23 protein-coding genes are annotated in these 23053 nt (G+C 72.4%); 8 read left to right on the top strand and 15 right to left on the bottom strand.

What is annotated here, in order from left to right; genetic code table 11:
* Nucleotides 1-172 precede the first annotated feature (172 nt).
* The 6 genes from OO60_RS37150 to OO60_RS37125 form a co-directional block, all read right to left on the bottom strand.
* A complete protein-coding gene (locus OO60_RS37150) occupies nt 173-1126 on the bottom strand; it encodes a Ppx/GppA phosphatase family protein (protein ID WP_003103916.1) in 954 nt (317 codons plus the stop codon).
* Between the two features lie 9 nt (nt 1127-1135).
* On the bottom strand, nt 1136-2308 hold the full coding sequence (locus OO60_RS37145) for a lytic transglycosylase domain-containing protein (protein ID WP_003103915.1): 1173 nt from the start codon (nt 2306-2308) through the stop codon (nt 1136-1138).
* 142 nt (nt 2309-2450) lie between these two features.
* On the bottom strand, nt 2451-2960 hold the full coding sequence (locus OO60_RS37140) for a DUF501 domain-containing protein (protein ID WP_003103914.1): 510 nt from the start codon (nt 2958-2960) through the stop codon (nt 2451-2453).
* Between the two features lie 24 nt (nt 2961-2984).
* On the bottom strand, nt 2985-3347 hold the full coding sequence (locus OO60_RS47540) for an FtsB family cell division protein (RefSeq protein ID WP_081655968.1): 363 nt from the start codon (nt 3345-3347) through the stop codon (nt 2985-2987).
* A gap of 242 nt (nt 3348-3589) precedes the next feature.
* Complete coding sequence (gene eno / locus OO60_RS37130; protein ID WP_004561208.1) at nt 3590-4876, bottom strand: phosphopyruvate hydratase; 1287 nt, start codon at nt 4874-4876, stop codon at nt 3590-3592.
* Between the two features lie 64 nt (nt 4877-4940).
* Complete coding sequence (locus tag OO60_RS37125) at nt 4941-5402, bottom strand: VOC family protein (RefSeq protein ID WP_004561209.1); 462 nt, start codon at nt 5400-5402, stop codon at nt 4941-4943.
* Between the two features lie 72 nt (nt 5403-5474).
* Here OO60_RS37125 and OO60_RS37120 point away from each other — a divergent pair, with 72 nt between their 5' ends.
* The gene (locus OO60_RS37120) at nt 5475-5879 is read left to right on the top strand and encodes a tetratricopeptide repeat protein (protein ID WP_033263109.1); all 405 of its coding nucleotides are present in this window, start codon (nt 5475-5477) and stop codon (nt 5877-5879) included.
* A gap of 218 nt (nt 5880-6097) precedes the next feature.
* Here OO60_RS37120 and OO60_RS37115 read toward each other — a convergent pair whose 3' ends face one another.
* On the bottom strand, nt 6098-6844 hold the full coding sequence (locus OO60_RS37115) for a lysozyme family protein (protein WP_004561212.1): 747 nt from the start codon (nt 6842-6844) through the stop codon (nt 6098-6100).
* 367 nt (nt 6845-7211) lie between these two features.
* Here OO60_RS37115 and efeU point away from each other — a divergent pair, with 367 nt between their 5' ends.
* The 6 genes from efeU to OO60_RS37085 all read left to right on the top strand — a co-directional run bounded on the left by efeU (nt 7212) and on the right by OO60_RS37085 (nt 12630).
* A complete protein-coding gene (efeU, locus tag OO60_RS37110) occupies nt 7212-8057 on the top strand; it encodes an iron uptake transporter permease EfeU (RefSeq protein WP_004561213.1) in 846 nt (281 codons plus the stop codon).
* The gene (gene efeO, locus OO60_RS37105) at nt 8054-9196 is read left to right on the top strand and encodes an iron uptake system protein EfeO (protein ID WP_033263108.1); all 1143 of its coding nucleotides are present in this window, start codon (nt 8054-8056) and stop codon (nt 9194-9196) included. The genes efeU and efeO overlap by 4 nt, the downstream gene beginning before the upstream one ends.
* A complete protein-coding gene (gene efeB / locus OO60_RS37100; protein ID WP_004561214.1) occupies nt 9193-10467 on the top strand; it encodes an iron uptake transporter deferrochelatase/peroxidase subunit in 1275 nt (424 codons plus the stop codon). The genes efeO and efeB overlap by 4 nt, the downstream gene beginning before the upstream one ends.
* A 62-nt stretch (nt 10468-10529) precedes the next feature.
* Entirely contained in the window at nt 10530-11099 is a 570-nt protein-coding gene (locus OO60_RS37095) for a TetR/AcrR family transcriptional regulator (protein WP_033263139.1), read from the top strand.
* Nucleotides 11096-12178, top strand: coding sequence for a GDSL-type esterase/lipase family protein (locus OO60_RS37090; protein WP_033263138.1), 1083 nt, complete (start codon nt 11096-11098; stop codon nt 12176-12178). Before OO60_RS37095 ends, OO60_RS37090 begins: the two co-directional genes overlap by 4 nt.
* A 17-nt stretch (nt 12179-12195) precedes the next feature.
* The gene (locus OO60_RS37085; protein WP_033263107.1) at nt 12196-12630 is read left to right on the top strand and encodes a PPOX class F420-dependent oxidoreductase; all 435 of its coding nucleotides are present in this window, start codon (nt 12196-12198) and stop codon (nt 12628-12630) included.
* 7 nt (nt 12631-12637) lie between these two features.
* Here the strand turns inward: OO60_RS37085 and OO60_RS37080 are convergent, their stop codons facing one another.
* The 7 genes from OO60_RS37080 to OO60_RS37050 all read right to left on the bottom strand — a co-directional run bounded on the left by OO60_RS37080 (nt 12638) and on the right by OO60_RS37050 (nt 18886).
* Nucleotides 12638-13201 carry a hypothetical protein gene (locus tag OO60_RS37080; RefSeq protein ID WP_033263106.1) on the bottom strand — a complete coding sequence of 188 codons (564 nt, stop codon included), beginning with the start codon at nt 13199-13201 and terminating at the stop codon, nt 12638-12640.
* Nucleotides 13198-14556 carry a hypothetical protein gene (locus OO60_RS37075; RefSeq protein WP_244885633.1) on the bottom strand — a complete coding sequence of 453 codons (1359 nt, stop codon included), beginning with the start codon at nt 14554-14556 and terminating at the stop codon, nt 13198-13200. Before OO60_RS37075 ends, OO60_RS37080 begins: the two co-directional genes overlap by 4 nt.
* A complete protein-coding gene (locus OO60_RS37070) occupies nt 14553-15356 on the bottom strand; it encodes an ABC transporter ATP-binding protein (RefSeq protein ID WP_033263104.1) in 804 nt (267 codons plus the stop codon). Before OO60_RS37070 ends, OO60_RS37075 begins: the two co-directional genes overlap by 4 nt.
* Nucleotides 15357-15366: 10 nt before the next feature.
* Complete coding sequence (locus tag OO60_RS37065; protein WP_033263103.1) at nt 15367-16149, bottom strand: zf-HC2 domain-containing protein; 783 nt, start codon at nt 16147-16149, stop codon at nt 15367-15369.
* Nucleotides 16146-16703 (bottom strand): RNA polymerase sigma factor, encoded by a 558-nt coding sequence (locus OO60_RS37060; RefSeq protein WP_033263102.1) that lies wholly within the window; start codon nt 16701-16703, stop codon nt 16146-16148. The genes OO60_RS37065 and OO60_RS37060 overlap by 4 nt, the downstream gene beginning before the upstream one ends.
* Nucleotides 16704-16904: 201 nt before the next feature.
* Nucleotides 16905-17831: a nucleoside triphosphate pyrophosphohydrolase gene (locus OO60_RS37055; RefSeq protein ID WP_003093722.1), complete on the bottom strand. Its 927-nt coding sequence runs from the start codon at nt 17829-17831 to the stop codon at nt 16905-16907.
* Entirely contained in the window at nt 17828-18886 is a 1059-nt protein-coding gene (locus OO60_RS37050; RefSeq protein ID WP_003093719.1) for a SurA N-terminal domain-containing protein, read from the bottom strand. Before OO60_RS37050 ends, OO60_RS37055 begins: the two co-directional genes overlap by 4 nt.
* Nucleotides 18887-18962: 76 nt before the next feature.
* Between OO60_RS37050 and OO60_RS37045 the strand changes: the two genes are divergently transcribed.
* Complete coding sequence (locus OO60_RS37045) at nt 18963-19370, top strand: hypothetical protein (protein WP_003093716.1); 408 nt, start codon at nt 18963-18965, stop codon at nt 19368-19370.
* 60 nt (nt 19371-19430) lie between these two features.
* Here the strand turns inward: OO60_RS37045 and mfd are convergent, their stop codons facing one another.
* On the bottom strand, nt 19431-22985 hold the full coding sequence (mfd, locus tag OO60_RS37040; RefSeq protein WP_081911305.1) for a transcription-repair coupling factor: 3555 nt from the start codon (nt 22983-22985) through the stop codon (nt 19431-19433).
* Between the last annotated feature and the right edge of the window lie 68 nt (nt 22986-23053).

The following is a 23053-nucleotide window of genomic DNA, read 5'->3' as shown; positions in this document are numbered from 1 at the left end:
GATGCTCCGGACGGCCCAGCGCGGACAGCAGGTCATCGCCCGCTCACCCAGGGTTCCGTTGCGGCACAAGCCCTTTGGGGCGGCCGAACGGTCGGTCAGCCAAGCAAGCGTGACCGAACCCGACACTCGCGTGACTGAACCCGGAACGCGGGTTCCGGGCTCGGTTGGGGGGTCAGGCGAGGGAGAGGGCGATGCCGTCGAGGATGTCGTGTTCGCTGACCACCAGTTCCGTCGGGCCGCCGCGGGCCGCGAGCTGCTCCGCGAGGGTCTGGACCACTACCGCGCCGCCGCCGATCACGTCCACGCGGCCCGGGTGGATCACCGGGTTGGCCGCGCGGGTGGCGTGGTCGCTCTGCAGCAGGTCGGTCGCCAGGCGGTCGATGTCCGCCGGGGTCAATGTGGACAGGTGCACGCGGTCGCTGTCGTACTCCGGCAGGCCCAGCGCGATCGCCGACAGCGTCGTCACCGTGCCCGCGACGCCCACCCACGTCTTCGCGCGGGCGACGTCGACGACGTCGAACGCCTCGGTGAGCACCTTGCCGGCCAGGTCGCGGGCCGCCGCGATCTCGTCCGCGGTCGGCGGGTCGCTCTTGAGCGCGCGCTCGGTGATGCGGACGCAGCCGATGTCGACGGACTTCGCCGCGAGCACCTCGGCCTGCCGTCCGTCCCAGGTGCCGAGGACCAGCTCGGTCGAGCCGCCGCCGACGTCGACCACGACGAACGGGCCGTCGTCCGGGTCCTGCTCCCCGACCGCGCCGGTGAAGGACAGCCGCGCCTCTTCGTCGCCGCTGATCACTTCGGCCTCGACGCCGAGGGTTTCGCGCGTCATGCGGAAGAACTCGTCGCGGTTCTTGGCGTCGCGGGTGGCGGAGGTGGCGACCATGCGCACCTTCTCGACGCCCTTGCGCCGGGCGGCGATCGTGTAGTCGGCCAGCGCGGCCCGCGTGCGTTCGATGGCTTCGGGCGCCAGCTGCCCGGTGGCGTCGACGCCCTGGCCGAGCCGGACGATCCGCATCTCGCGGTGCAGGTCGCGCAGGTCGACCGTGCCGTCGTGACGCGGCGTCAGCTCGGCGACGAGCAGGCGGATGGAGTTGGTCCCACAGTCGATCGCGGCAACACGAGGCATGCCGCCACCCTAGCTGGCGGGTGTCGTCGTTCCGACGGTCGTGGTCGTGGTGGTCGTCGTGACCGACGTGATCACCTGTCCGCAGGTGGGGTCGGCGGGCGGCGGCTTCACCGGCGAGGTCGGGGAGGTCTCGGGGGTGCCCGTGGTGGACGGCGGCGGGGTGGTCGTCGTGCTGATGATCGTGGTCGTGGTGGGCGTCGTCGACGGCGGCTTGGTGCACGTCGGCGGCTCCGACGTGGCCGGCGGCGGCGAAGGGCTCGTCGACGGCGGCGGCGAAGGCGTGGTCGTCGGGACCGGCGGTGGCGGGACCGCCGGCAGGGGCGGGGCCGCGGCCGCGTTGGGTGCGCCGATCGGCACCGTGCTGTCCGGCACCTGCATGATCCCGTTGCGGTAGGCGTCCGCCCAGAGGACCACCGTGTTCACGTACGTGTCGGAGTTGTTGTACCGGTAGACCGCCCCGCGCAGCTGGTCGGCTTTCGCCAGGTCGAACCCGCCGGAGCAGAGGTAGCGGCCGGTGGCCAGCGCCGCGTCGAAGATGTTGTTCGGGTCGGCCTTGCCGTCGCCGTTGCCGTCGGAGGCGTACGCGCGCCAGGTCCCCGGGATGAACTGGGTCGGCCCGACCGCGCGGTCCCACACCGGGTCCGTGTCGAGCAGGCCCTGGTCGGTGTCCGGGATCGCGGCGAACCCGCCCTGGCCGTTGAGCTGCGGGCCGAGGATCGGCTCGCGCGTGGTCCCGGCCGCGTCGACGTACCCGCCGCGCGCGTGGTTGGACTCGATCCGGCCGATGCTGGCGATCAGGGCCCAGTCGATGTGGCACGCGGGCTGCTCGCGGCCGAGGATGTCGGCGGCGTTCTTGTACGCGGCCAGCGCGGTGGCCGGGATGCCGAGCGGGCCGTCGGGCAGCTCGTAGGCCGGCAGCGGCAGCGGCGTGGGTGCGCCGGGCAGGGTGCCGTCGACGGCGATCTGCTGGATGGCGGCGTGGCCGGGGTCGTAGCCCTGGCCGAGCGCGGCGTCGCGGGTGTGGTCGCCGGTCCCGCCGAGCCAGCCGAGGGTGCCGCCGCCGGCGACCAGCGCCGGGACGACCGCCAGGATACCGGTGATCAGCGGGTATGCGGTGCGGTGGCGGATCCCGAACCTCCGGGTGTAGCTCCCGACTGCGTCTGGCAGTCGCCGCACACGCATGACTCAGAGCCCTCCTGGCCGGATCGGTCGCCACCCTCGGGGCACAGCCTGCCGTACCCGAGGCGAGGTTTCACCCCGTCGAAAGACCCGAATCGGGGTTTTCGCTCACCCAGACCAGTTATCTGTTCACCACGCGCGAGCGTTACGCGGCGCAGTCTCCCGAGGGCCACCCGTTGGCCTTAAGCAGGGCGAGCGTCTCGTCACCGAACGGATTCACCCCGGGCCCGACGGCGAGGGTGTGCGCGACGTGCACGTGCAAGCACTTGACCCGGCCGGGCATGCCGCCGGCGGTGACCTGGTGGCCGAGCGGCTCGATCGCGTCGCGCTCGGCGAGGTACACCTCGTGCGTGCGCTGGTACTGCGCGGCGAGCTCGGGATCGGTGGTGAGCCGCTCGGTCATCTCCTTCATGATCCCGGACGCCTCGATGGTGCCGATCATCGAGTTCAGCTTCGGGCAGGTGAGGTAGTAGAGCGTCGGGAACGGCGTGCCGTTCTCCAGCCGCGGGCTGGTCTGCACGACGGCGGGGTGCCCGCTCGGGCACCGCGCGGCGATCGCGCGCAGCGCTCGCGGCGGCCGTCCGAGCTGCTCCGCGATGATCTCGCGGTCGGCTTCGGTGACGGGCTCGAACCGGTGCTGCTGCGTGCTGTTCACGCGGTCCAGGTTAGAGCGTGGCCCTCAGCCGCCCGAGACCTGGTTCCAGAGGTTCTCGTACCAGGAGCTGCCCACGGCAGGCTGCTGTCCCGCCGGTGCGGCCGCGTCCGGCGCCTTGTCCTCCGGCAGCTGGACGATGTAGGGCGTCTCGCCCGGCTTGACGTACCGGAGCCGCCGCCGGGCTTCGGCCTCGATCTGCGCCGGGTCGCTCAGCTCCGCCTTGCGGCCCTGGAGCTGAGCGACCTCCTGCTGCAGCTGAGCCTGCTGCGCCTGCTGTTCGCGGACCTCGGTCCGCTGGGAGAGGTACGTGCGCAGGGGCACGGCGATGGTGAACGCCAGCGCGCACACCACGATCGCCACCACCGCCGCGCGGCGGGTGGTGGACATGCCGAGCACCTTCGCCGCGCCCGACGCGCGCTTCGCCGCCAGGCCCCGGCGCAGCCGGGCCCGGGTGGTCTCCGCGTCGCCGGTGCGGCGCCGCGCCGCCGCCGTGCCGTCCGTGCGGGGCGACCGGGATCCCGGGCTCCCCGCCCGTCCGGCCTCGGGACGGCGGGTCCGCGCGGGTCCACCGACCCGCGCCGCCCCGCCGCCACCGCCGCGGCGGCCGCGCTGCCTCCCCCGGTCCGCCATCAGGCCTCGGCGGTGAACCGCGGGAAGGCCAGCTCGCCGGCGTACCGGGCGGCGTCACCGAGGGTCTCCTCGATGCGCAGCAGCTGGTTGTACTTGGCGATCCGCTCGCCGCGGGCCGGGGCACCGGTCTTGATCTGGCCGACGCCGGTGGCGACCGCCAGGTCCGCGATGAACGTGTCCTCGGTCTCGCCCGAGCGGTGGCTCATCATCGACTTGTAGCCGAACGACGTGGCCAGCGAGATCGCGTCGAGCGTCTCGGACAGGGTGCCGATCTGGTTGACCTTCACCAGCAGCGCGTTGGCCGCGCGGCGGGTGATGCCCTCCTCCAGGCGGTCCGGGTTGGTGACGAACAGGTCGTCGCCGACAATCTGGACCTTGTCGCCGACGTCGGCGGTCAGGGTGACCCAGCCGTCCCAGTCGTCCTCGCTCAGCGGGTCCTCGATCGACACGAGCGGGTAGTTCGCCAGCAGCTCGCCGTAGTAGGCGGACATCTGCTCGGCGCTGCGCTTGCTGCCTTCGAAGGTGTACGTGCCGTCGCCGAAGAACTCGGTCGCGGCGACGTCCAGCGCCAGCGCGACGTCTCGGCCCGGGGCGTAACCGGCCTTCTCGATGGCCTGGACGATCAGGTCGAGCGCCTCGCGGTTGTTGCCGAGGTTCGGCGCGAAGCCGCCTTCGTCGCCGAGACCGGTCGACAGGCCGCGGCCCTTCAGCACCGACTTCAGCGAGTGGTAGACCTCGGTGCCCCAGCGCAGGGCCTCGCGGAAGGTCTCCGCGCCGATCGGCGCGATCATGAACTCCTGGATGTCGACGTTGCTGTCCGCGTGCGAACCGCCGTTGAGGATGTTCAGCATCGGCACCGGCAGCACGTGCGCGTTCGGGCCGCCCAGGTAGCGGAACAGCTCCAGCTCGGCCGACTCGGCGGCGGCCTTCGCGACGGCCAGCGAGACGCCGAGGATGGCGTTCGCGCCGAGGCGGGACTTCGCCGGCGTGCCGTCGAGGTCGACCAGCTTCTGGTCGACGATCCGCTGGTCGACGGCCTCGATGCCGACCATCTCCGGGCCGATCTCGTCGAGCACCGCGGCGACGGCGCGCTCGACGCCCTTGCCGTTGTAGCGGCCGGTGTCGCCGTCACGCAGCTCGACCGCTTCGTGCTCACCGGTCGACGCCCCCGACGGGACCGCGGCCCGCGCCAGGGTGCCGTCGTCGAGAGCCACCTCCACCTCGACCGTCGGGTTGCCGCGCGAGTCCAGAATCTCGCGCGCGCCTACCTGCTCGATGAGAGCCACGCCATGCTCCTCGGTGCGTCATTTCTGCCTGCGGTAACGCCGCCAGCCTAGCCGTCGCCGCAGTTCACCCGTTGGAGGACTCACCGCCCGCGCGGACCTCCTGCCAGCCCGGCGGCAGCTCGACGGTCTCGGACGTCTGCTGCCAGAACGTCCAGCTGTTGCCCCCGAGATCGGCGACGGTGAACACCCGGGCGCCGTAGGGCTGGTCCTGCGGCGGCTCCAGCTCGCACTCGTCGCCCAGCACCGCCTCGATCCGCTGGTAGACGTCGTCCACGTCGTCGACGTAGAGGATGTTGAGCTGGCCGACCGGCCCGTCGACACCCTTGGCCTGCCAGTAGTCCGGCCCGACGCCGGCGATCTGGATCCGCGCGTCGCCGGCCCGCAGCGTCGCCTGGAAGACCTCGCCCGCCGCGTCGCAGAACCGGACCTCCTCGGTGAAGCCGAAGGCCCTGGTCAGCCAGGCGAGCGCCGCCGTGGCGTCGGAGTAGTAGAGGTAGGGCGCCAGGCCCCGGTACCCGCTGCTCATGGCGGCACAGTCCATCACGTCCCGTTCGGCGGCGTGTGCATCCCCCTCCCCGGGGGTAACGTGGGAGTGACCATGACGGACGCCGCAGCTGCTTCGCAGCCTCCCGAGGAGTCGCGGTTCCATGCCTTCCGCCAGGCCGAAGACCTGGTCGGCCGCCGTCGCCCGCTCGACGCCCTGAAGGTGTTGCAGCCCCTGCTGGAATCCGAAGCGGACAAGCCGTCGGTGCACCTGCTGGCCGGGCGCGCGTACTTCCACTCGGCCCAGCTGCGCCGCGCGGAGGAGGCGTTCACGCGGGTGCTGGAACTGGACCCGACCGACCACTACGCCCGGTTCGTCCTCGGCCGGACCCTGCAGCGGCTCGGCCGGTTCGTCGAGGCGCTGGGCCAGCTGCGGATCGCGTCGGCGATGAACCCGGTGCCGGAGTACCTGGAAGCGATCAGCGAGGTCAAGGCGCACATCGCGCTGCGCGAGCCGTGACCAGGGCCGAACGGCCCGGGTCACCTCAGCCGTTCGGCCGATCAGGGCGGGCCCGTCGACCGATGTCCCCGGCCCCCTCGTCCGGCGAAGCTGGTTCCGGACCGAAACCAGGGAGGAACCGGAAATGTCGATCTTCGCCACGCTGGGCGCCTACGCCGGCTTGCTGCTGCTCGTGCTGATGGCCGTCACGCCGTTCGTCGCCGACCGCGAGCTCTGACTCAGGGCGCGACGCTCGCCTCCGCGTAGGCGTCCGCCGCGCTGAAGACGTCTTGGCCGTACGAAACGGCCTGGTTGTAGAACAGGATCGCCCGCCACCAGCCGGACGGCGTGCCCAGGTCGTCGCCGCCGGAACACAAGAAGCGCGCCGCCGTGAAGGCCGCGTCGTCGATGTTCTGCGGGTCCGGGGTGCCGCCGTCGCCGTTCGCGCGTTCCTGGTGCTTCTTCCACGTCGACGGCAGGAACTGCATCGGGCCGATCAGGTGGTCCCACGACTTGTCGCCGTCGAGCTTGCCGCCGTCGGAATCGTGCACCGCCGGGACACCGGGCGAGCCGTCGAGGGGCGGGCCGACCACCGGCGTCGCCAACCGGCCGTCCGCGCGGATCGCCGTGAGGTCGAAGCCCGCGCGCTCGGTTTCGACGCGGCCGATGCCGGCCAGGGTCGCCCACGAGAGGTGGCACGTCGGCTTCTGGCGCTGCATCCACATCTCCGCCCGCCCGTACGCCGCCAGCACGCGTGACGGGACGTGCGTCTTGTCCGCGACGCGGGCCGCCCACGCGTCCAGCTCGACGCGGTCGGACACCTGCGGCCGGTCGACCGGCGCGGCGAGCCCGGCCCGCGGCGCTTCGGCGCCCGGCTGCGGACGCTGCTCGGGGATCGCGAGCGCCGGCTGGACCGGCGGTGCCGCGGCCGGGGCGGCCGGGTTCCGGACCCCGATGGTGACCAGGAGGACCACGCCGGTGGCCACGAGCCCGAGCGCGAGGGCGATCCGGCCGACGTACCGCCTGGGCGGCCCGCCCGAAGGCGGCGACGGAGGCGTGACGGTCGGCTGAGCGGTATCGGCCACCCGAACAGGTTACGGAGCCACTCAAGAGGGTCCCCTGAGCGGCTGACCAGGCAAGCGGAGGGTAAAGCCGGCCCCACTGCCTGCGAAATCACAGAATTCGTTATCGAGTCGACGCGCAGGCCCCTGACCTGCGGTTACCCTAACCTAACTTCGAGTCCATGTCCCTTTTGCCCGATTGCATCGTTTCGACCCGGCGGACGCCCACTGGACTTACAGGTGAGCCTTACCTAAAACCATCACGGAAGCAGAAACTCAGGGAGGCGGACCGGTGTTGTTCTCGAGCGCGCTGATCGGGCTGCGCGAAGGCCTGGAAGCCGCGCTGGTCGTCAGCATCCTGGTGGCCTTCCTGGTCAAGACCGAGCGGCGGCACGCGCTGCGCTGGGTCTGGCCGGGCGTCGGCGCCGCGGTAGTGCTGTCGGTCGCCGTCGGCGCGGTCCTGACCTTCACGACGCACCAGATGACCTTCAAGCACCAGGAGCTGCTCGGCGGGAGCCTGTCGATCGTCGCCGTCGTCTTCGTCACCGCGATGATCTTCTGGATGCGCAAGGCGGCCAAGAGCATCGCCGCCGAGCTGCGCGGGAAGATGGACGACGCGCTGGACGTCGGCCCGATGGCCGTCCTGCTGCTGTCGTTCCTCGCGGTCGGGCGCGAAGGGCTCGAAACCGCGGTCTTCTTCTACTCGACCGTCCAGGCCGCGCAGACCGACACCGTGCAGCCGCTGATCGGCTTCTCCATCGGCATCGCGGCCGCGGTCGTGCTCGCCTGGCTGCTCTACCGGGGCGCGGTGCGGTTCAACCTGACCAAGTTCTTCACGATCACCGGCGTCCTGCTGGTGTTCGTCGCCGCCGGCGTGCTCGGCTACGGCCTGCACGACCTCCAGGAAGCCGCGTTCCTGCCGGGCATCGACACCCTGGCCTTCGACGCGTCGAGCGCGCTGCCCGAGACGTCCTGGTACGGCGCCCTCCTGAAGGGCATCTTCAACTACTCGCAGCAGACGACCGTGCTGCAGGCGGTCGCCTGGGTCGCCTACGTCGCCGTCGTGCTGCCGCTGTTCCTCAAGCCCAGCAAGAAGACCGCGCCGGCGCCCGCCGCCGCGGCCGCCTCGAAGGAGTGACCGTGCGCAAGACCCCCTCGCTGGCCGTGCTGGCCGGCGCCGCCGTCCTGGTGACGCTGGCCGCGTGCGACAGCAAGAGCGACTCCGCGGGTACCGCGGCGGGCGGCCCGATCAAGGTCGCCGCGTCCGACACCGCGTGCGAGGTCTCCGCGACCACGGCCGGCGCCGGCAACCTGACCTTCGAGATCACCAACAAGGGCAGCAAGGTCACCGAGTTCTACCTCTACGCCGAGGGCGACCGGATCATGGGCGAGGTCGAGAACATCGCGCCCGGGCTGAACCGGCGGCTGATCGTCGAGGTCGCCGACGCCGGCAAGTACCAGACCGCGTGCAAGCCGGGCATGTCCGGCACCGGCATCCGCGGCGACTTCACCGTCACCGGCGGCGTCGCGAAGCAGAGCGACAGCAACGCCCAGAAGGCGCAGGCCACCAAGAGCTACGCCGGCTACATCGCGAACAACACCTCCGCGCTGCAGGACGAGACGGTCAAGTTCGCCGACCTCGTCAAGGCGGGCAAGGTCGACGAGGCGAAGGCCGCGTACGCGCGCACCCGCACCTACTACGAGCGGATCGAGCCGGTGGCCGAGAAGTTCGGCGACCTCGACCCGGCGATCGACGTCCGCGAGGCCGACCTCGAGCCGAACCAGCAGTTCACCGGCTTCCACCGGCTGGAGAAGGACCTGTTCAAGACCGGCCTGCAGCCCGACAGCGGCCAGATCGCCGACAAGCTGGTGACCGACGTCAAGGACCTGGTCGCCAAGACCAAGACCCTGGAGCTGTCCGCCGTGGACCTCGCGAACGGCGCCAAGGGCCTGCTCGACGAGGTCGCCACCGGCAAGATCACCGGCGAGGAGGAAGCCTTCTCGCACACCGACCTGTGGGACTTCCAGGCCAATTTGGACGGTTCGAAGGGTGCGATCACCTCGCTGCGCCCGATCATCCAGGCCAAGGACCCGGCGCTCGCGTCCACTTTGGACAAGGAGTTCGCGAACGTCCAGGGCCTGCTCGACAAGCAGCGCGCCGGCGACGGGTTCAAGTCCTACACCGAGCTTTCCCAGGACCAGGTCAAGGAGTTCGCCTCGGCCGTCGACGCGCTGAGCGAACCGCTGAGCAAGGTTGCGGAGGTCGTCTCCAAGTGACGTCGGCAGAGGGCGGTCAAGCGGAGGGCACGCGCGTCTCGCGGCGGAAGCTCTTCGGCCTGGCGGGCGCGGGAGTCGCGCTCGCCGGGGCGGGGGCGGCCGCCGGCATCGGGATCGACAAGGCGACGAGCGGCAACGCCGAGGCGTCGACGAACGTCGTCGATTTCCACGGCGAGCACCAGGCCGGGATCGTCACGCCGGCGCAGGCGAACCTGCACTTCGCGGCCCTCGACGTCACCACGAAGGACCGCGAAAAGCTTCGGCAGCTGCTCAAGACGTGGACCGACGCGGCCCGGCGGATGACGGCGGGCCAGGAGGTCGTCGCGAACGGCGCGGTCGGCAGCGGCGCGTACGCCCCGCCCGGCGACACCGGCGAGGCGCTCGACCTGCCGCCGTCGAACCTGACGCTGACCATCGGCTTCGGGCCGTCGCTGTTCGACGGCCGGTTCGGCCTGGCCGGCAAGCGCCCGCCGCAGCTGATCGACCTGCCGCTGTTCCCGAAGGACAAGCTCGACCCGGCCCGCAGCGGCGGCGACCTGTGCATCCAGGCCTGCGCGGACGACCCGCAGGTGGCGGTGCACGCGGTGCGCAACCTGGTGCGGCTCGGCTTCGGCGTCACCGAGGTTCGCTGGTCGCAGCTCGGCTTCGGCCGCAGCTCGTCGACGTCGCGGGCGCAGCAGACCCCGCGGAACCTGTTCGGCTTCAAGGACGGCACGAACAACATCAAGTCCGAGGAACCCGACGTGCTGCGCGACCAGGTCTGGGCCACCGCGGCCGACGGACCGGCGTGGATGGCGGGCGGCTCGTACCTGGTGGCGCGCCGGATCCGGATGCACATCGAGACGTGGGACCGCGAGACCCTCGACGGCCAGGAGAAGATCATCGGCCGCACGAAGGGCACCGGCGCCCCGCTGGGCCAGACCGCGGAGTTCGACGAGCTGGACCTCGACGTCGGCGGCGCGGGCGGCGAGAAGCTGATCCCGGCGGACGCGCACGTCCGGCTGGCCTCGCACCAGGCGCTCAACGGCGTCCGGATCCTGCGCCGCGGCTACAACTTCGTGGACGGTTCCGACGGGGTCGGGCACCTCGAAGCGGGGTTGTTCTTCCTGGCCTTCAACCGCGACACCCGCAAGCAGTACGTCCCGATGCAGCAGGCGCTGTCGTCGAAGGACGCGATGATGGAGTACGTCCAGCACACCGGGTCGGCACACTTCGCGGTGCCGCCGGGCGTGACCCGCGAGTCGAGCTGGGCGGACGCGCTGTTCTCCTGACCCCGGTTGCCTAAAGCCTTTAGGTTGATCTAGCCTGGCTTTAGGCAACCGGAAGAGGGATGATGGTTCGAGCGGGGCTGACCACGGACCGCGTGGTGCGGGCCGCGGCGGAACTGGCCGACGAGACGGGCTTCGACCGGCTGACGCCGTCGGAGCTGGCCCGGCGGCTCGGCGTCCAGGTCGCCAGCCTGTATTCGCACGTCAAGAACGCCCACGACCTGCGGGTCAAGGTCGCGCTGCTGGCGCTCGGCGAGCTCGCCGACCGGGCCGCCGCCGCGCTCGCGGGCCGGGCCGGGCGAGACGCGCTCGTCGCCTTCGCCGACGTCTACCGCGACTACGCCCGCGAGCACCCCGGCCGGTACGCCGCCGCACAACTGCGGCTCGACCCGGAGACCGCCGCCGCGAGCGCCGGCCCCCGGCACGCGGAAATGATGCGCGCGATCCTCCGCGGGTACGACCTGACGGGCCCGGACGAGACGCACGCCGTGCGGCTGCTGGGCAGCGTCTTCCACGGGTTCGTCAGCCTCGAAGGCCAGGGCGGGTTCGACCACAGCTCCCCCGCCGCGCCCGAAAGCTGGGCCCGCATCCTCGCCGCCCTCGACACCCTCCTGCGTGATTGGCCACGGTCGTGATCGACATCCCCCTGACCGCGGAGCTCGTCCGCGGTGCCCTCGAACTCGAACGCACCGGACGCGGCCTGGTGCCCCACCGGCTCCCCGCCCGCGCGCGGGTGCAGAACACCGACCCGCGGCTCGCCATGGCCGAGGCGCAGCCCGCGGGCGTGCGGCTGCGGTTCCGCACGAGGGCTCGCGTGATCGAACTCGGCACGCTGCCGACGAAGGTCGAGTACCCGGGCGCGCCGCCACGGCCGGACGGCGTTTACGACCTCCTGGTCGACGGCAAGCTCGCCGCCCAGGCGACCGCACCCGGCGGCGTCCGGTTCGCGGACCTTCCCGGGCACGACAAGGACGTCGAAATCTGGTTGCCGCACAACGAACTGACCACGCTGGTCACGTTGCGCGCCGACGCGCCGGTCTCCCCCGCACCCCGAGCCGGCCGCGTCTGGCTGCACCACGGCAGCTCGATCAGCCAGGGTTCGAACGCGGCAAGCCCGTCGACGACCTGGCCCGCGCTGGCCGCGCTTTCGGCCGGGGTCGAGCTGGTCAACCTCGGTTTCAGCGGCAACGCGCTGCTCGACCCGTTCACCGCGCGGGCGCTGCGGGACACGCCCGCCGACCTGATCAGCGTCAAGCTCGGTATCAACGTGGTGAACGCCGACGTGATGCGGCTGCGCGCGTTCGGGCCCGCGGTGCACGGCTTCCTCGACACCGTCCGCGACGGGCACCCGGACACCCCGCTCGTGGTCGTCTCACCGCTGTACTGCCCGATCCACGAGCGGACGCCGGGGCCGGGCGACTTCGACCACGAGGCACTGGCCCGCGGCGAGGTCCGGTTCCGCGCGACCGGCGACCCGGCCGAGCTAGCGGCGGGCAAGCTGACCCTGGAGGTCATCCGGGCGGAGCTGGCCCGGATCGTGGCCCAGCGGCAGGCGTCGGACCCGAACCTGAGCTACCTGGACGGCCGGGAGCTTTACGGCGAACCGGACTTCGCGGACCTCCCGCTGCCGGACGGCCTCCACCCGTGCCCCGCGGCCCACCGCCGGATCGGCGCGCGGTTCGCCGCGCTGGTGCTTGACTTCAAGGGAGCTTGAAGTTCGACACTTGGTGAATGTTTACCGAAACAGAGATCGCCTACCTCGCCGCCCAGCAGATCGGCCGCCTCGCGACCCAGCAGCCGAACGGCACCCTCCAGGTGAATCCGGTCGGTTTCCGGTACAACCCGGACGAGAAGAGCATCGACGTGACCGGGCGCAAGCTGCGCGACAGCAGGAAGTACCGCAACATCGAGGCGAACGGCCAGGTCGCCTTCGTCGTCGACGACGTCCCGTCGACGAACCCGTGGCGGGTTCGGTGCCTGGAGATCCGGGGCCACGCCGAGGCGCTGGTCGGCGTCGACTTCCCGGAGAAGCACTACGACCACGTGCCGAAGGACCACTTCGACGACGCCCTGATCCGGATCCGCCCGGAGCGCATCCTCGCCTTCGGCGTCGAGGGCTGGGACCGGGACCCCTACGAACTGGTCGTGAACATCCGCAACGTCTGACCGGGGATCAACGGCGGCCGCCCCAGGTGGTGTAGGCCACCGCCCCCGCCACCGCCAGCACCACCGCGGTCCCGGTGGCGGCCGCCGTTCCCGGGGGCTGCAACAGCCACGCCGCGACCCGGCTCGATGCCGAGCCGTCGGCCGGGACGAACGGGCTGATCGCGCACCAGGCCAGCGGCAGCGTCCAGCCGAAGTGCCCGCCGGCGGCCGTGACGGCGAGGCCGGCCAGGCCCGCCAGGCCGGCGGCGTCCCGCACGACGACCGCCACGGCGACCGTGGACGAGCCCAGTTCCTGCACGCCCAGCACCAGCGCGCCGGCCGCGACGCCGAGCAGTGCCAGGTGCGCGAACCGCCGGACCGGCCACGGCCGGGCGGCGGTCCGGTCGAGGTCGGCGTCCTGGCCGCTGAGCCCGGTCGCCGTCACCGCGACCCCGGCGGTCAGGGCCAGGGCGGCCAGGATCGCGTTCCAGGAGTCCCGTCCCGGGACCCACACCGCGGCCGTCACGGCGAGGAGGGCGGCGAAGGCGGCCGGCACCTGCCGCGACCGCGCGTACAGCGTCAGCCACCTCACCGGAGGGCTCCCGGCACCAGCGTGCCGAGCGGGTCGCCCTGGCAGGTCAGCAGCACCTGCCGCAGGGCGACGATCCGCGCGAACCGGACGTCCTCGGGGAGGGCGCGGAACTTCGCCCACGCCTGTTCGACCGGGCCGAGCTGGGTTCTGAACCAGCTCCCGGCGTATTCGGGCAGCAGTTTCAGCTCACCCGTGAAGTACGCCGCCGCGATCATCCGGGCTCCCGTGTCCGACACGCTCGGGGCGCTCGGCCGCTCGCAGGACGGCACCCCGGCACCGGAGAGCACCGCGACCCGCAGGCCGGGGGCGTCCGCGGCGAGCAGGACGTCGTTGCGCTGGAAGTCGAGGTGGACCACGCCCGGGTCGCGCCGGGGAGGCTCGGTGACGGAGTCGGGCTGCACCTGTTCCTCGACCCGCGTCGGCGCTCCGGGGAGCTTTGCGAGCATCGCGAGAGCTTCGCGGCCCGGGCCGGCCAGCACGGCCAGCCGGTCGCGGTGGAGTTCGGCGACGCAGACGGGCCCGTCGCAGACCTCGCGGGCGGCGTGGCTGTCGGCGGTGAGGGCTGCTTCGGGAACGGCGGGGAACAGCGGCAGGGCAACGGCGGCCCCGGCGGCGAGCGGCAGCAGGCTCAGCAGCCGCGCTCTGGCCGAGCCGGCCGACAGCAGCAGGAAGGCGGTGACGGCGAGGCCGCCGAACCACGCGGCCTGCCCGGCGTCGAGCGACACCGTGGTGGTCACCATCGACCCGCGCGGCTCGGCGAGCGCGGGCGCGAGCGGGCCGAGCCGCGCCGGCAGGACGGCGTCGAGCCCGGATTCGAGCGACATCCAGCAGAGGGTGGTGCCGACGAGGGCCAGCACGGCGAGGCCGGGCGCGGTCAGCGGGTGCGGCAGCAGCCGCCCGGCGGCCATCCCCGCCCAGCCACCGGCTACGACGCCGAGCACCCCGATCAGCAGCACGGGCACGAAGGCGGCCGAGAAGAACCCGCCGTGGGCCAGGACTTCGCCGGCGCCGACCACGAAGACGAGCAGGTAGGCCAGCGCGGTGAGCGCCCCGACGGCGCCGGCGAGCCGCAAGGCCCGCTGCCAGGGCGGCCGCGGGGTGGTGGCGAGCAGTTCGGTCATCCCGGACCGGCTGTCGCGCATGCCCTGGATCGCCCCGGCGCCGACCACGACGGGCCAGAGGAACTGCAGGAGGAACCGCACCCAGAGGGCGGTCGTGGTGGTGTGCGCGGTCCACGGCGCGGGGACCTTCCACCAGGGGCCGGAGAGGAGGAAGAGGAAGCCGAGCGCGAAGGCGAGCAGCGCGAGCCCGGCCCAGGGCGCGATCGAGCGCCGGAGTTCGATGCGGAAGATCACCACGTCCCCCGGCCCGGCTCGTGCTTCAGCAGCGCGGAATACCCGCGCTCGATCGGGCTGTCGCCGACGTCTTCCGGGGTGCCCGCCTCGGCCAGCGCTTCCGGGGTCCCCTGGAACACGAGCTTGCCCTCGGCGAACAGCACCACGTCCTGGCACGCCGTCGCCACGTCCTCGACCAGGTGCGTCGAGATCAGCACGCACGAGTCGCGGCCCAGGTGCTGGACCAGCTCGCGGAACCGGACCCGCTGGGCCGGGTCGAGGCCCGCTGTCGGCTCGTCGAGCAGGAGGATGTCCGGGTCGTTCACGATCGCCTGCGCGATGCCCACCCGGCGGATCATGCCGCCGGACAACGTCTTCAGGCGGTCGTCCGCGCGGTCGGCCAGGCCCACCCGCTCCACCGCGCGCTGGACCGCCCCCGGGATGTCCTCTTTGGACATCTCCTTGAGCCAGGCCAGGTACTCGACGAACTCGCGGACCGTGAACCGCTTGTAGTAGCCGAAGTTCTGCGGCAGGTACCCGATCCGGCGGCGCAGCTCACGCCGGCCGGATTGAGCGCCGGCCGGCGTGCCGAGCAGCGTCAGGTCGCCCGAAACCGGCCGGAGCACTGTCGCCAGGGCCCGGATCAGCGTCGTCTTGCCGGCCCCGTTCGGGCCCAGCAGCCCGTGGACGCCCTTGCCGAGGGACAGGTCCAGCCCGTCCACGGCCATTTTCCGCCGCCCGACCCGCACCTTCAGCCCCGCCGCCTGGATTTCCCAGGCGTAGTTCGCCGGTGCGACCTCGGCGGCCCCCACTGCCCGCATGCTTCCCTCCCTAGTGACGTGCGCCGAGCCGGGTGTACGCCGACCCGCGCAGGGCGACGACCGCCGTGGTCACCGCGAAGATCCCCGCCCACACCGGCAGCGCGCCGGTGCCGAGGGCCTGCCCCTGGTGGGCGAACGACGGCAGCACGATGACCGCCAGCCAGGCCACGACCAGCGCGTACGCCGCCCGGGTGATCCCGGTCAGCCCGCCGAGTGCGAGCGTGCCGGTGGTGCAGGCCAGGCTCGGCAGCAGCCAGAGCGCCGGCGCGGTGCCGGTCAGCCACCCGGCGACCGCCAGCCCCGGCAGGACGACGGCGAGCACCGCCACCGTCCGCCGGACGACCAGGTAGAGCCCCGCCCGCGGGGTCGCCGTGACGACCTCGTACGCCGGGTCGAGCCCCCGCGCCCACGACGCCGCGACGCCGAGCACCGGCAGCACCGGGGCGAACAGCTGCACCGTCGTGACGTCGAGGGCCACCCGCCACACCTGGTCCAGCAGGATCGCGACCGCCGTCACCGCGAGGACCATGGCCAGCCACGGCGCCATCGCCGGGGTCACCCAGGTCCCGAACCAGCGCCGCCGCCGGGCCGCGTGGGGCGGGTGCGGCGGCAGCTCGGCCGACAGCCGCGCCCAGACGAGGTCCACCACCGGCTGCACGGGCGCCACCGCGGCGAGCCGCGCCCGGCACACCGCGCACGCCTCCAGGTGGGCTTCGAGGCCCCACAGCTCGTCACCTGGGAGGTCCCCGCCGGCCACGTACGCGGCGATGAGCCGGTCCGGTGCGTGGTTCATGACAGTGCCTCCCGCATCGCGATCCGCGCCCGGCGGGCGCGGGTCTTGACGGTCCCTTCCGGCAGCCCCAGCAGGACGGCGGTCTCGCGGACGCTCAGCCCGTCGAGCACCATCGCCTGCAGCACCGCCCGCAGCTCCGGCGCGAGGTCGCGCAGCGCGGTCCCGACCTCGTCGCCGATCGTCGCCGCCAGCAGCTCGTCCTCGGCGGCCGCCACCGGCGCGACGTCGAGCACCACTTCCGGCGGCGGTTGCGCGTGGTGGGCCCGGCGCCGGAACGCGTCGACCAGCCGGCGGGCGGCGATCGTCCACAGCCAGCCGACCGCGCTCCCGCCCGCGGCCGCCCCGGCGAACGACCCCGCGGCCCGCCACACCGCCAGGAACGTCTCCTGCATGACCTCGGCGACGATCTGCTCGTCCGCGCACCGGCGGCGCAGGCGCACGGCGAGCCAGGGCGACGTGCGGCGGTAGAGCTCCTCGAACGCCGCGCGGTCGCCCCGGGCCGTCCGCCGGACGAGGTGTTCCTCGTCGGCGTCCTCCAGTGACGTCTGCTTCACACCGGGCAAGACGCCGGGTGACCGCAAACGGTTCTCACCCGGCTGTGCGCTGCGTCACACTTGCCGGTCGTGAGTGGTAAGGCGGGTTAGAACGCGCCTTACCACTCACGACCGGGGTGGGCATACCGGACCACGCCGGAGACCATTGCGCCCGGCCGCCGGCGTGAGGAAGCCGGGCGGCCGCTTCACCGTGTCGGGCACTCAGCGCGACGGCCAGAACTTCCGCCAGCCGTCGGCCTCCAGGGTCGTCGGCTCGAGCCCGGCGTCGCGGGCGGCCTGCTCGGCGGCCCGGACGTCCTTCGCGAACTGCTTCGCCAGGGCCCGGAGCTCGACCTCGGGGTCGGCACCCGCGCGGCGCGCGGTGGCCGCGATGCGGAACAGCTGGGCGGCGGCCGCGGTGCCTTCGGGGAAGAGGTCGAGCGGGATGCCCGCGCGTCCCGAGCGCTGCCCGAGCTTGCCCGCCAGCGCGACCGCGGGCTGGCCGAGCGCCACGCCGTCCACAATGGACCGACGCTGCTTCTCGTGCTGCTTCAGCTCTTCCCACCGGACGTTCTGGTGCTCGACCGTGTGCACGCCGCCGTCGCCGGCGAAGACGTTCGGGTGCCGGCCGACCAGCTTCGCGACCAGCCCGGCGGCGACGTCGTCGATGCCGAACGGGTCCTGCGCGTCCTCGGCCGCGACACGCGCGTGGAAGAGCACCTGCAGCAGGACGTCCCCGAGCTCTTCGCGCAGCGCCTCGCGGTCACCTTCCTCGATGGCGTCGAGCAGTTCGTAGGTCTCCTCGACCAGGTACTGGCGCAAGGAGTCGTGCGTCTGCACCGCGTCCCACGGGCAGCCGCCCGGCGAGCGGAGCCGGTCCATCACGTCGGCGGCCTCGACCAGCGGCGGCACCGGCGTCTCGATGACCTCCGCGCCGGTCGCGATGAGCAGCGACGCCGCCGGCTCGTCCCGTGACCCGGCGAGCAGCACGACGTCGACCAGCGAAGGCGCTTCGGTGACCGGCGGGACGCCGAACGCGGCCGGATCCACGTCCGTGGCCGCGTAGACGGCGTCGGCGTCACGCAGGATCTTGAGCGCCGCACCCGGCAGCGTCGTCCCGCGGACGACTACGACGACACCCGCGCTCACTGCTGGGTACGACCGGAACCACCCGGGGACAACACGATGCCCTGCGCGGCGTCCTCGTTCGGCACGACGGTCATGGCGACGACGTCCCACACCCCGTACCGCTTGTTGATGCGCACGCCGAGTTCGTCGAACAGCGGCTGCGCCTGCCGGATGCCGGCCGCGGTCTTCGTGGCGGCGTCGAGGTCCGGGGCCTGCTCGGTGGCGACCGGCTTGTCGGTGCGCTGCCGGATCACGCCGACGAACCAGGCGCCCTGGTTGTTCGGGAACGGGAAGACCACGGTCGAGCCGACCGGCGAACCGAAGAGCGGTCCGGCGGCCAGCGCACTGGCCTGGGCCGCGGGCACCGCCTCGCCGACGCTGGCGAACGGCGGGATCGATTCGGCGCTCTGGCCCATCTGGGTCGCCCGCTGCCGCAGCGCGGCCAGGTACTGGACGTCGGCGCCGATCCGCTTGGTGGCGGCGGGGTCGGCGGCGAACTGCTTGGCGAGGTCGAAGGCGGCGGTCTTCGCGGCCGGCCCCTCGACCGAGGAGCCGGTGGTGGCGTCCGGCACCAGGCCGACGGACGTGTAGTCGAAGGTGACCGAGGCGTTCGGCACGGTCTTGTCCGCCAGCGCCTGCGCGAGGAACGTGTCGGTCAGTTCTTCGCGGTGGTCGCGCGTGCGGGCGACGACCTGGCTGACCGCCTGGGTCTCGTTGCTCGCGTCCGCCGGGACCGGACCGGTCAGGGGATCCTTCGCCAGCTGGGCGTCGATCTGCGCGTAGTTCGGCGTGACGCCCTGCTTTTCGGCGGCCTTGGTGATGAGCTCGTGCAGCACCAGCTGGCTGACGACGGCCCGCCCGACGAGGTCGAGCTTGTGCTCGGCGGCCAGCTTCTGCGCGTACGGCTGTTCGCGGACGGCCTTGGTGATCAGGTCCTGCACCTGGTCGATCGAAATCGACCGGTCACCGATGACGGCGGCGGCACCGACCTGGCTGGGGCCCGACCCGCACCCGGCGAGCAGAAGAGCACCGGCAACGACCCCGACCAGCGCGCGAGGGCGCCCGATGATCCGCATCACAGCGCATACCCTCTCACACCATCGCCCCCGAAACGCAACACCCATGAGGTCGCGGCGGCGGTAATGTCGACATATGGACCATTGGCTGACCATCGAGGTGTTTGACGGGGAGCATTCGGCTTCGCAGTGGCGCCTGGCTCACGGGGACGCCCTCACCGAAGCGGCGCTGACGAACGGCGCCGAGCAGTGGGTTTGGCACGAGCACCGCTGGGGTGTGGTGCTGGAGATCGAGTTCGCGACGGAGGAACGCCGGGACGCGTTCCGGGCGCTGCCGGTGGTGACCGCTTCGCTCGACGCGGTCCCGGACCCGGCACGGGGGTTGCTGGTGTACCCGGGACGGGGCGGGGGTTCGGGGTCGCGGATGCCGCGGAAGCCCCGGCCGTTGCCGATGTCCGGCGCCGGGGCGGTCCCGGTGCCGGTGGAATCGGTGCGGATGGGGTTGGCGGAGGCGCTGCCGCCGATGTTCAGCGAAGTCGGCTGACGCCGGTCGTGAGTGGTAAGGCGAGTTCTAACTCGCCTTACCACTCACGACCAGCCGCTGCTAGACCGACGCGGGCTTCTTCGTCAGCTGGAGCAGGAGCTTCGTGCACCAGTCCAGCAGCTCTTCGTCCCGCAGCGTCGGCGCGCCGATCCGCCCGCCCGCCGGGCCCTCGGTCGGCTTCGGGACCGACACCGTGTTCGTCACCGCCTTGTACACCGCCTTCGGGTACAGCCGCTTCAACCGCACCATCTGCGAATCCAGCAGCGGCAGCGGGGCGAAGCGGATCGTGGTGCCCTGGACCGCCACCTCCGTCACGCCCGCCTCGCGGCACGTGTGCCGGAACTTCGCCACCGCCAGCAGCCGGTTGACCGGCGCGGGCGGCTGGCCGTACCGGTCGATCAGCTCTTCGCGGACCGCGTCCAGGCCCGCGGTGTCCGGGGCCGCCGCGATCTTGCGGTACGCCTCCAGGCGCAGCCGCTCCCCCGGCACGTAGTCGTGCGGGATGTGCGCGTCGATCGGGAGGTCGACGCGGACTTCCGCGAGCTCCTCGTCCTCCGCCGGCTCCGCACCCGCGTGCCGCCGGAACGCGTCGACCGCTTCGCCGACCAACCGCACGTACAGGTCGAAGCCGACGCCCGCGATGTGGCCGGACTGCTCGGCACCCAGGATGTTGCCCGCGCCGCGGATCTCGAGGTCCTTCATCGCGACCGCCATGCCCGCGCCCAGCTCGGTGTTCTGGGCGATCGTCGCCAGCCGGTCGTGCGCCGTCTCCGTCAGCGGGGCTTCCGGCGGGTACAGGAAATACGCGTACCCGCGCTCGCGCCCACGCCCGACGCGGCCGCGCAGCTGGTGCAGCTGGGCCAGGCCCAGCAGGTCGCCGCGCTCGACCAGGAGCGTGTTCGCGTTCGAGATGTCGAGGCCGGTCTCGACGATCGTGGTGCACACCAGGACGTCGTACTCGTTCTCCCAGAAGCCCTGGATGATCTTTTCGAGCTTCTCCTCGTTCATCTGGCCGTGCGCGGTGACGACCCGCGCCTCCGGCACCAGCTCCCGGATCCGCCGCGCGGCCTTCTCGATCGAGGAAACCCGGTTGTGGACGTAGAAGACCTGGCCGTCGCGCAGCAGCTCACGGCGGATCGCCGCGCCGACCTGCTTGTCGTCGTACGCGCCGACGTACGTCAGGATCGGGTGCCGGTCCTCCGGCGGGGTCAGGATCGTCGACATCTCGCGGATGCCGGCCAGTGACATCTCCAGCGTGCGCGGGATGGGGGTCGCCGACATGGTGAGCACGTCGACGTGCGTGCGCAGCGCCTTGATGTGCTCCTTGTGCTCGACGCCGAACCGCTGCTCCTCGTCGACGATCACCAGGCCGAGGTCCTTGTAGCGGATGCCGGTCTGCAGCAGCCGGTGCGTGCCGATGACGATGTCGACCTCGCCCGCGGCGAGCTGCTCCAGGATCAGGTCGGACTCGGTCTTGTTCGTGAACCGGGACAGGCCCTTGATCGTGACCGGGAACGACCGCATGCGCTCGGTGAAGGTGTTCAGGTGCTGCTGGGCGAGCAGCGTCGTCGGGACGAGGACGGCGACCTGCTTGCCGTCCTGCACCGCCTTGAACGCCGCCCGCACGGCGATCTCCGTCTTGCCGTAGCCGACGTCGCCGCAGATCACGCGGTCCATCGGGACTCCGCGTTCCATGTCGGCCTTGACCTCGTCGATCGCGGCGAGCTGGTCGTTCGTTTCGGTGAACGGGAAGGCGTCTTCCAGCTCGTGCTGCCACGGCGTGTCCGGCCCGAACGGGTGCCCGGGCGCGGCCTGGCGCGCCGCGTACAGCTGCACCAGCTCCGCGGCGATCTCCTTGACCGCCTTCTTGGCCTTGGCCTTGGTGTTCTTCCAGTCCGAGCCGCCCAGCTTGTTGAGCGTGGGCAGCTCGCCGCCGACGTACCGGGAGACCTCGTCGAGCTGGTCGGTCGGCACGAACAGCCGGTCGCCCGGGTGGCCGCGCTTCGACGACGCGTACTCCAGCAGGAGGTACTCGCGGGTGGCGCCGGCGACCGTCCGCTGGACCATCTCGACGAACCGGCCGATGCCGTGCTGGTCGTGCACGACGTAGTCGCCGGCCTTCAGCGCCAGCGGGTCGACCGCGTTGCGCCGCCGGGACGGCATCTTCGTGTTCAGGTCCTTTGTGGACGTTCCGGCGCCCGCGCCGCGGCCGGTGAGGTCCGCTTCGCTGAGCACGACCAGGGCGCGCTCGGGCGAGACGAACCCGTCGGTGAGGCCGCCGCAGGTGACCGTGACCATGCCCGCGGCCGGGACGCCGTCGAGGCCGTCACCGGCCTGCGTCGCCGGGACGTCGGCGCCCGTGAGCTGCTCGACCGCGCGCGCGGCGGTGCCGTGGCCGGCGACGACGAGCACCGCCGTGCCGCCCGACGCCGTGTGCGCCCGCAGGTCCGCCATCGCGCGCTCGAGCTCGCCGCGGTAGGCGGGCGCGGCCTCGACCGAGACGCGGTAGACGTCGGGGTCTTCGCTGGTCAGCTGGGTGAGCGTCCACCAGGCGCGCTTGGTGTCCTGCGCGTGGGACGCGATCTCGTCGAGCCCGCGGTAGGCCGACGCGCCGAGGTCGATCGGGGCCTGCCCGCCCGCCGCGGCCGTCGTCCAGGACGCTTCGAGGAACTCCTGGCCGGTGCGGACCAGGTCGGCGGCCCGGGCGCGGATCTTCTCCGGGTCGGTGAGCAGCACGTGCGTGCCCACCGGCATCGCGTCGGTGAGCAGCTCCAGCTCGCCTTCGCAGAGGACCGGGATGAGCGCCTCCATGCCCTCGACGGGGATGCCGTCGGCGAGCTTGGTGAGCATCTCGGCCAGGTGCGCGTCCGCTTCGTACGTCTTCGCCAGCTCCGCGGCCTTCTCCTTGACCGGCGCGGTGAGCAGCAGCTCGCGGCACGGCGGCGCGGTGACGCGCGGGATCTCGCCGGGCAGCGACCGCTGGTCGGAGACGGCGAACGCGCGGATCTCGCTGACCTCGTCACCCCAGAACTCCACCCGGACGGGGTGCTGCGCGGTCGGCCCGAACAGGTCGAGGATGCCGCCGCGGACGGCGAACTCGCCGCGCTTCTCGACCATGTCGACGCGGGTGTAGGCCAGCTCGACGAGCCGTTCGAGGAGCTCCTCGAACGGCGTCTCCTCGCCGACGACGAGGTCGATCGGGGCGAGCGAGCCGAGGCCGGGCGCCATGGGCTGGATCAGGCTGCGGACGGTGGCGACGACCACGCGCGGCCCGTCGTCCCCGGTCTTCAGCCGGTGCAGCACCTCGAGCCGGCGGCCGACGGTGTCCGCGCGGGGCGAGAGGCGCTCGTGCGGGAGCGTCTCCCAGCTGGGGAAGTCGGCGACTTTCCCGCGGCCGAGCAGCGCGCCGAGGGCCGCGGTCAGCTCGTCGGCCTCGCGGCCGGTGGCGGTGACGGCGAGCACGGGCTTGCCGGCGCCGTCGTCGGCGGCGAGCGCGGCGGCGACGAGCTGCCGGGCGGCGATCGGGCCCTGCAGCTCGAGCAGCGGCGCGCCGGCGCGCTCGACCACGCCGCGCAGGGCCGGGTCGGGAAGGATGGCGGTGAGGAGTCCGGACAGTGGAGCGTCGGTCACGGTCCCAGCCTACGTGCCACCCCCGACAAGTTCCCGATCACTGCTGGTCGTGA

The sequence above is a fragment of the Amycolatopsis vancoresmycina genome, assembly GCF_000716785.1.
Lineage (GTDB): Bacteria > Actinomycetota > Actinomycetes > Mycobacteriales > Pseudonocardiaceae > Amycolatopsis > Amycolatopsis vancoresmycina.
This window is presented reverse-complemented; position numbering and strand designations above follow the sequence as displayed.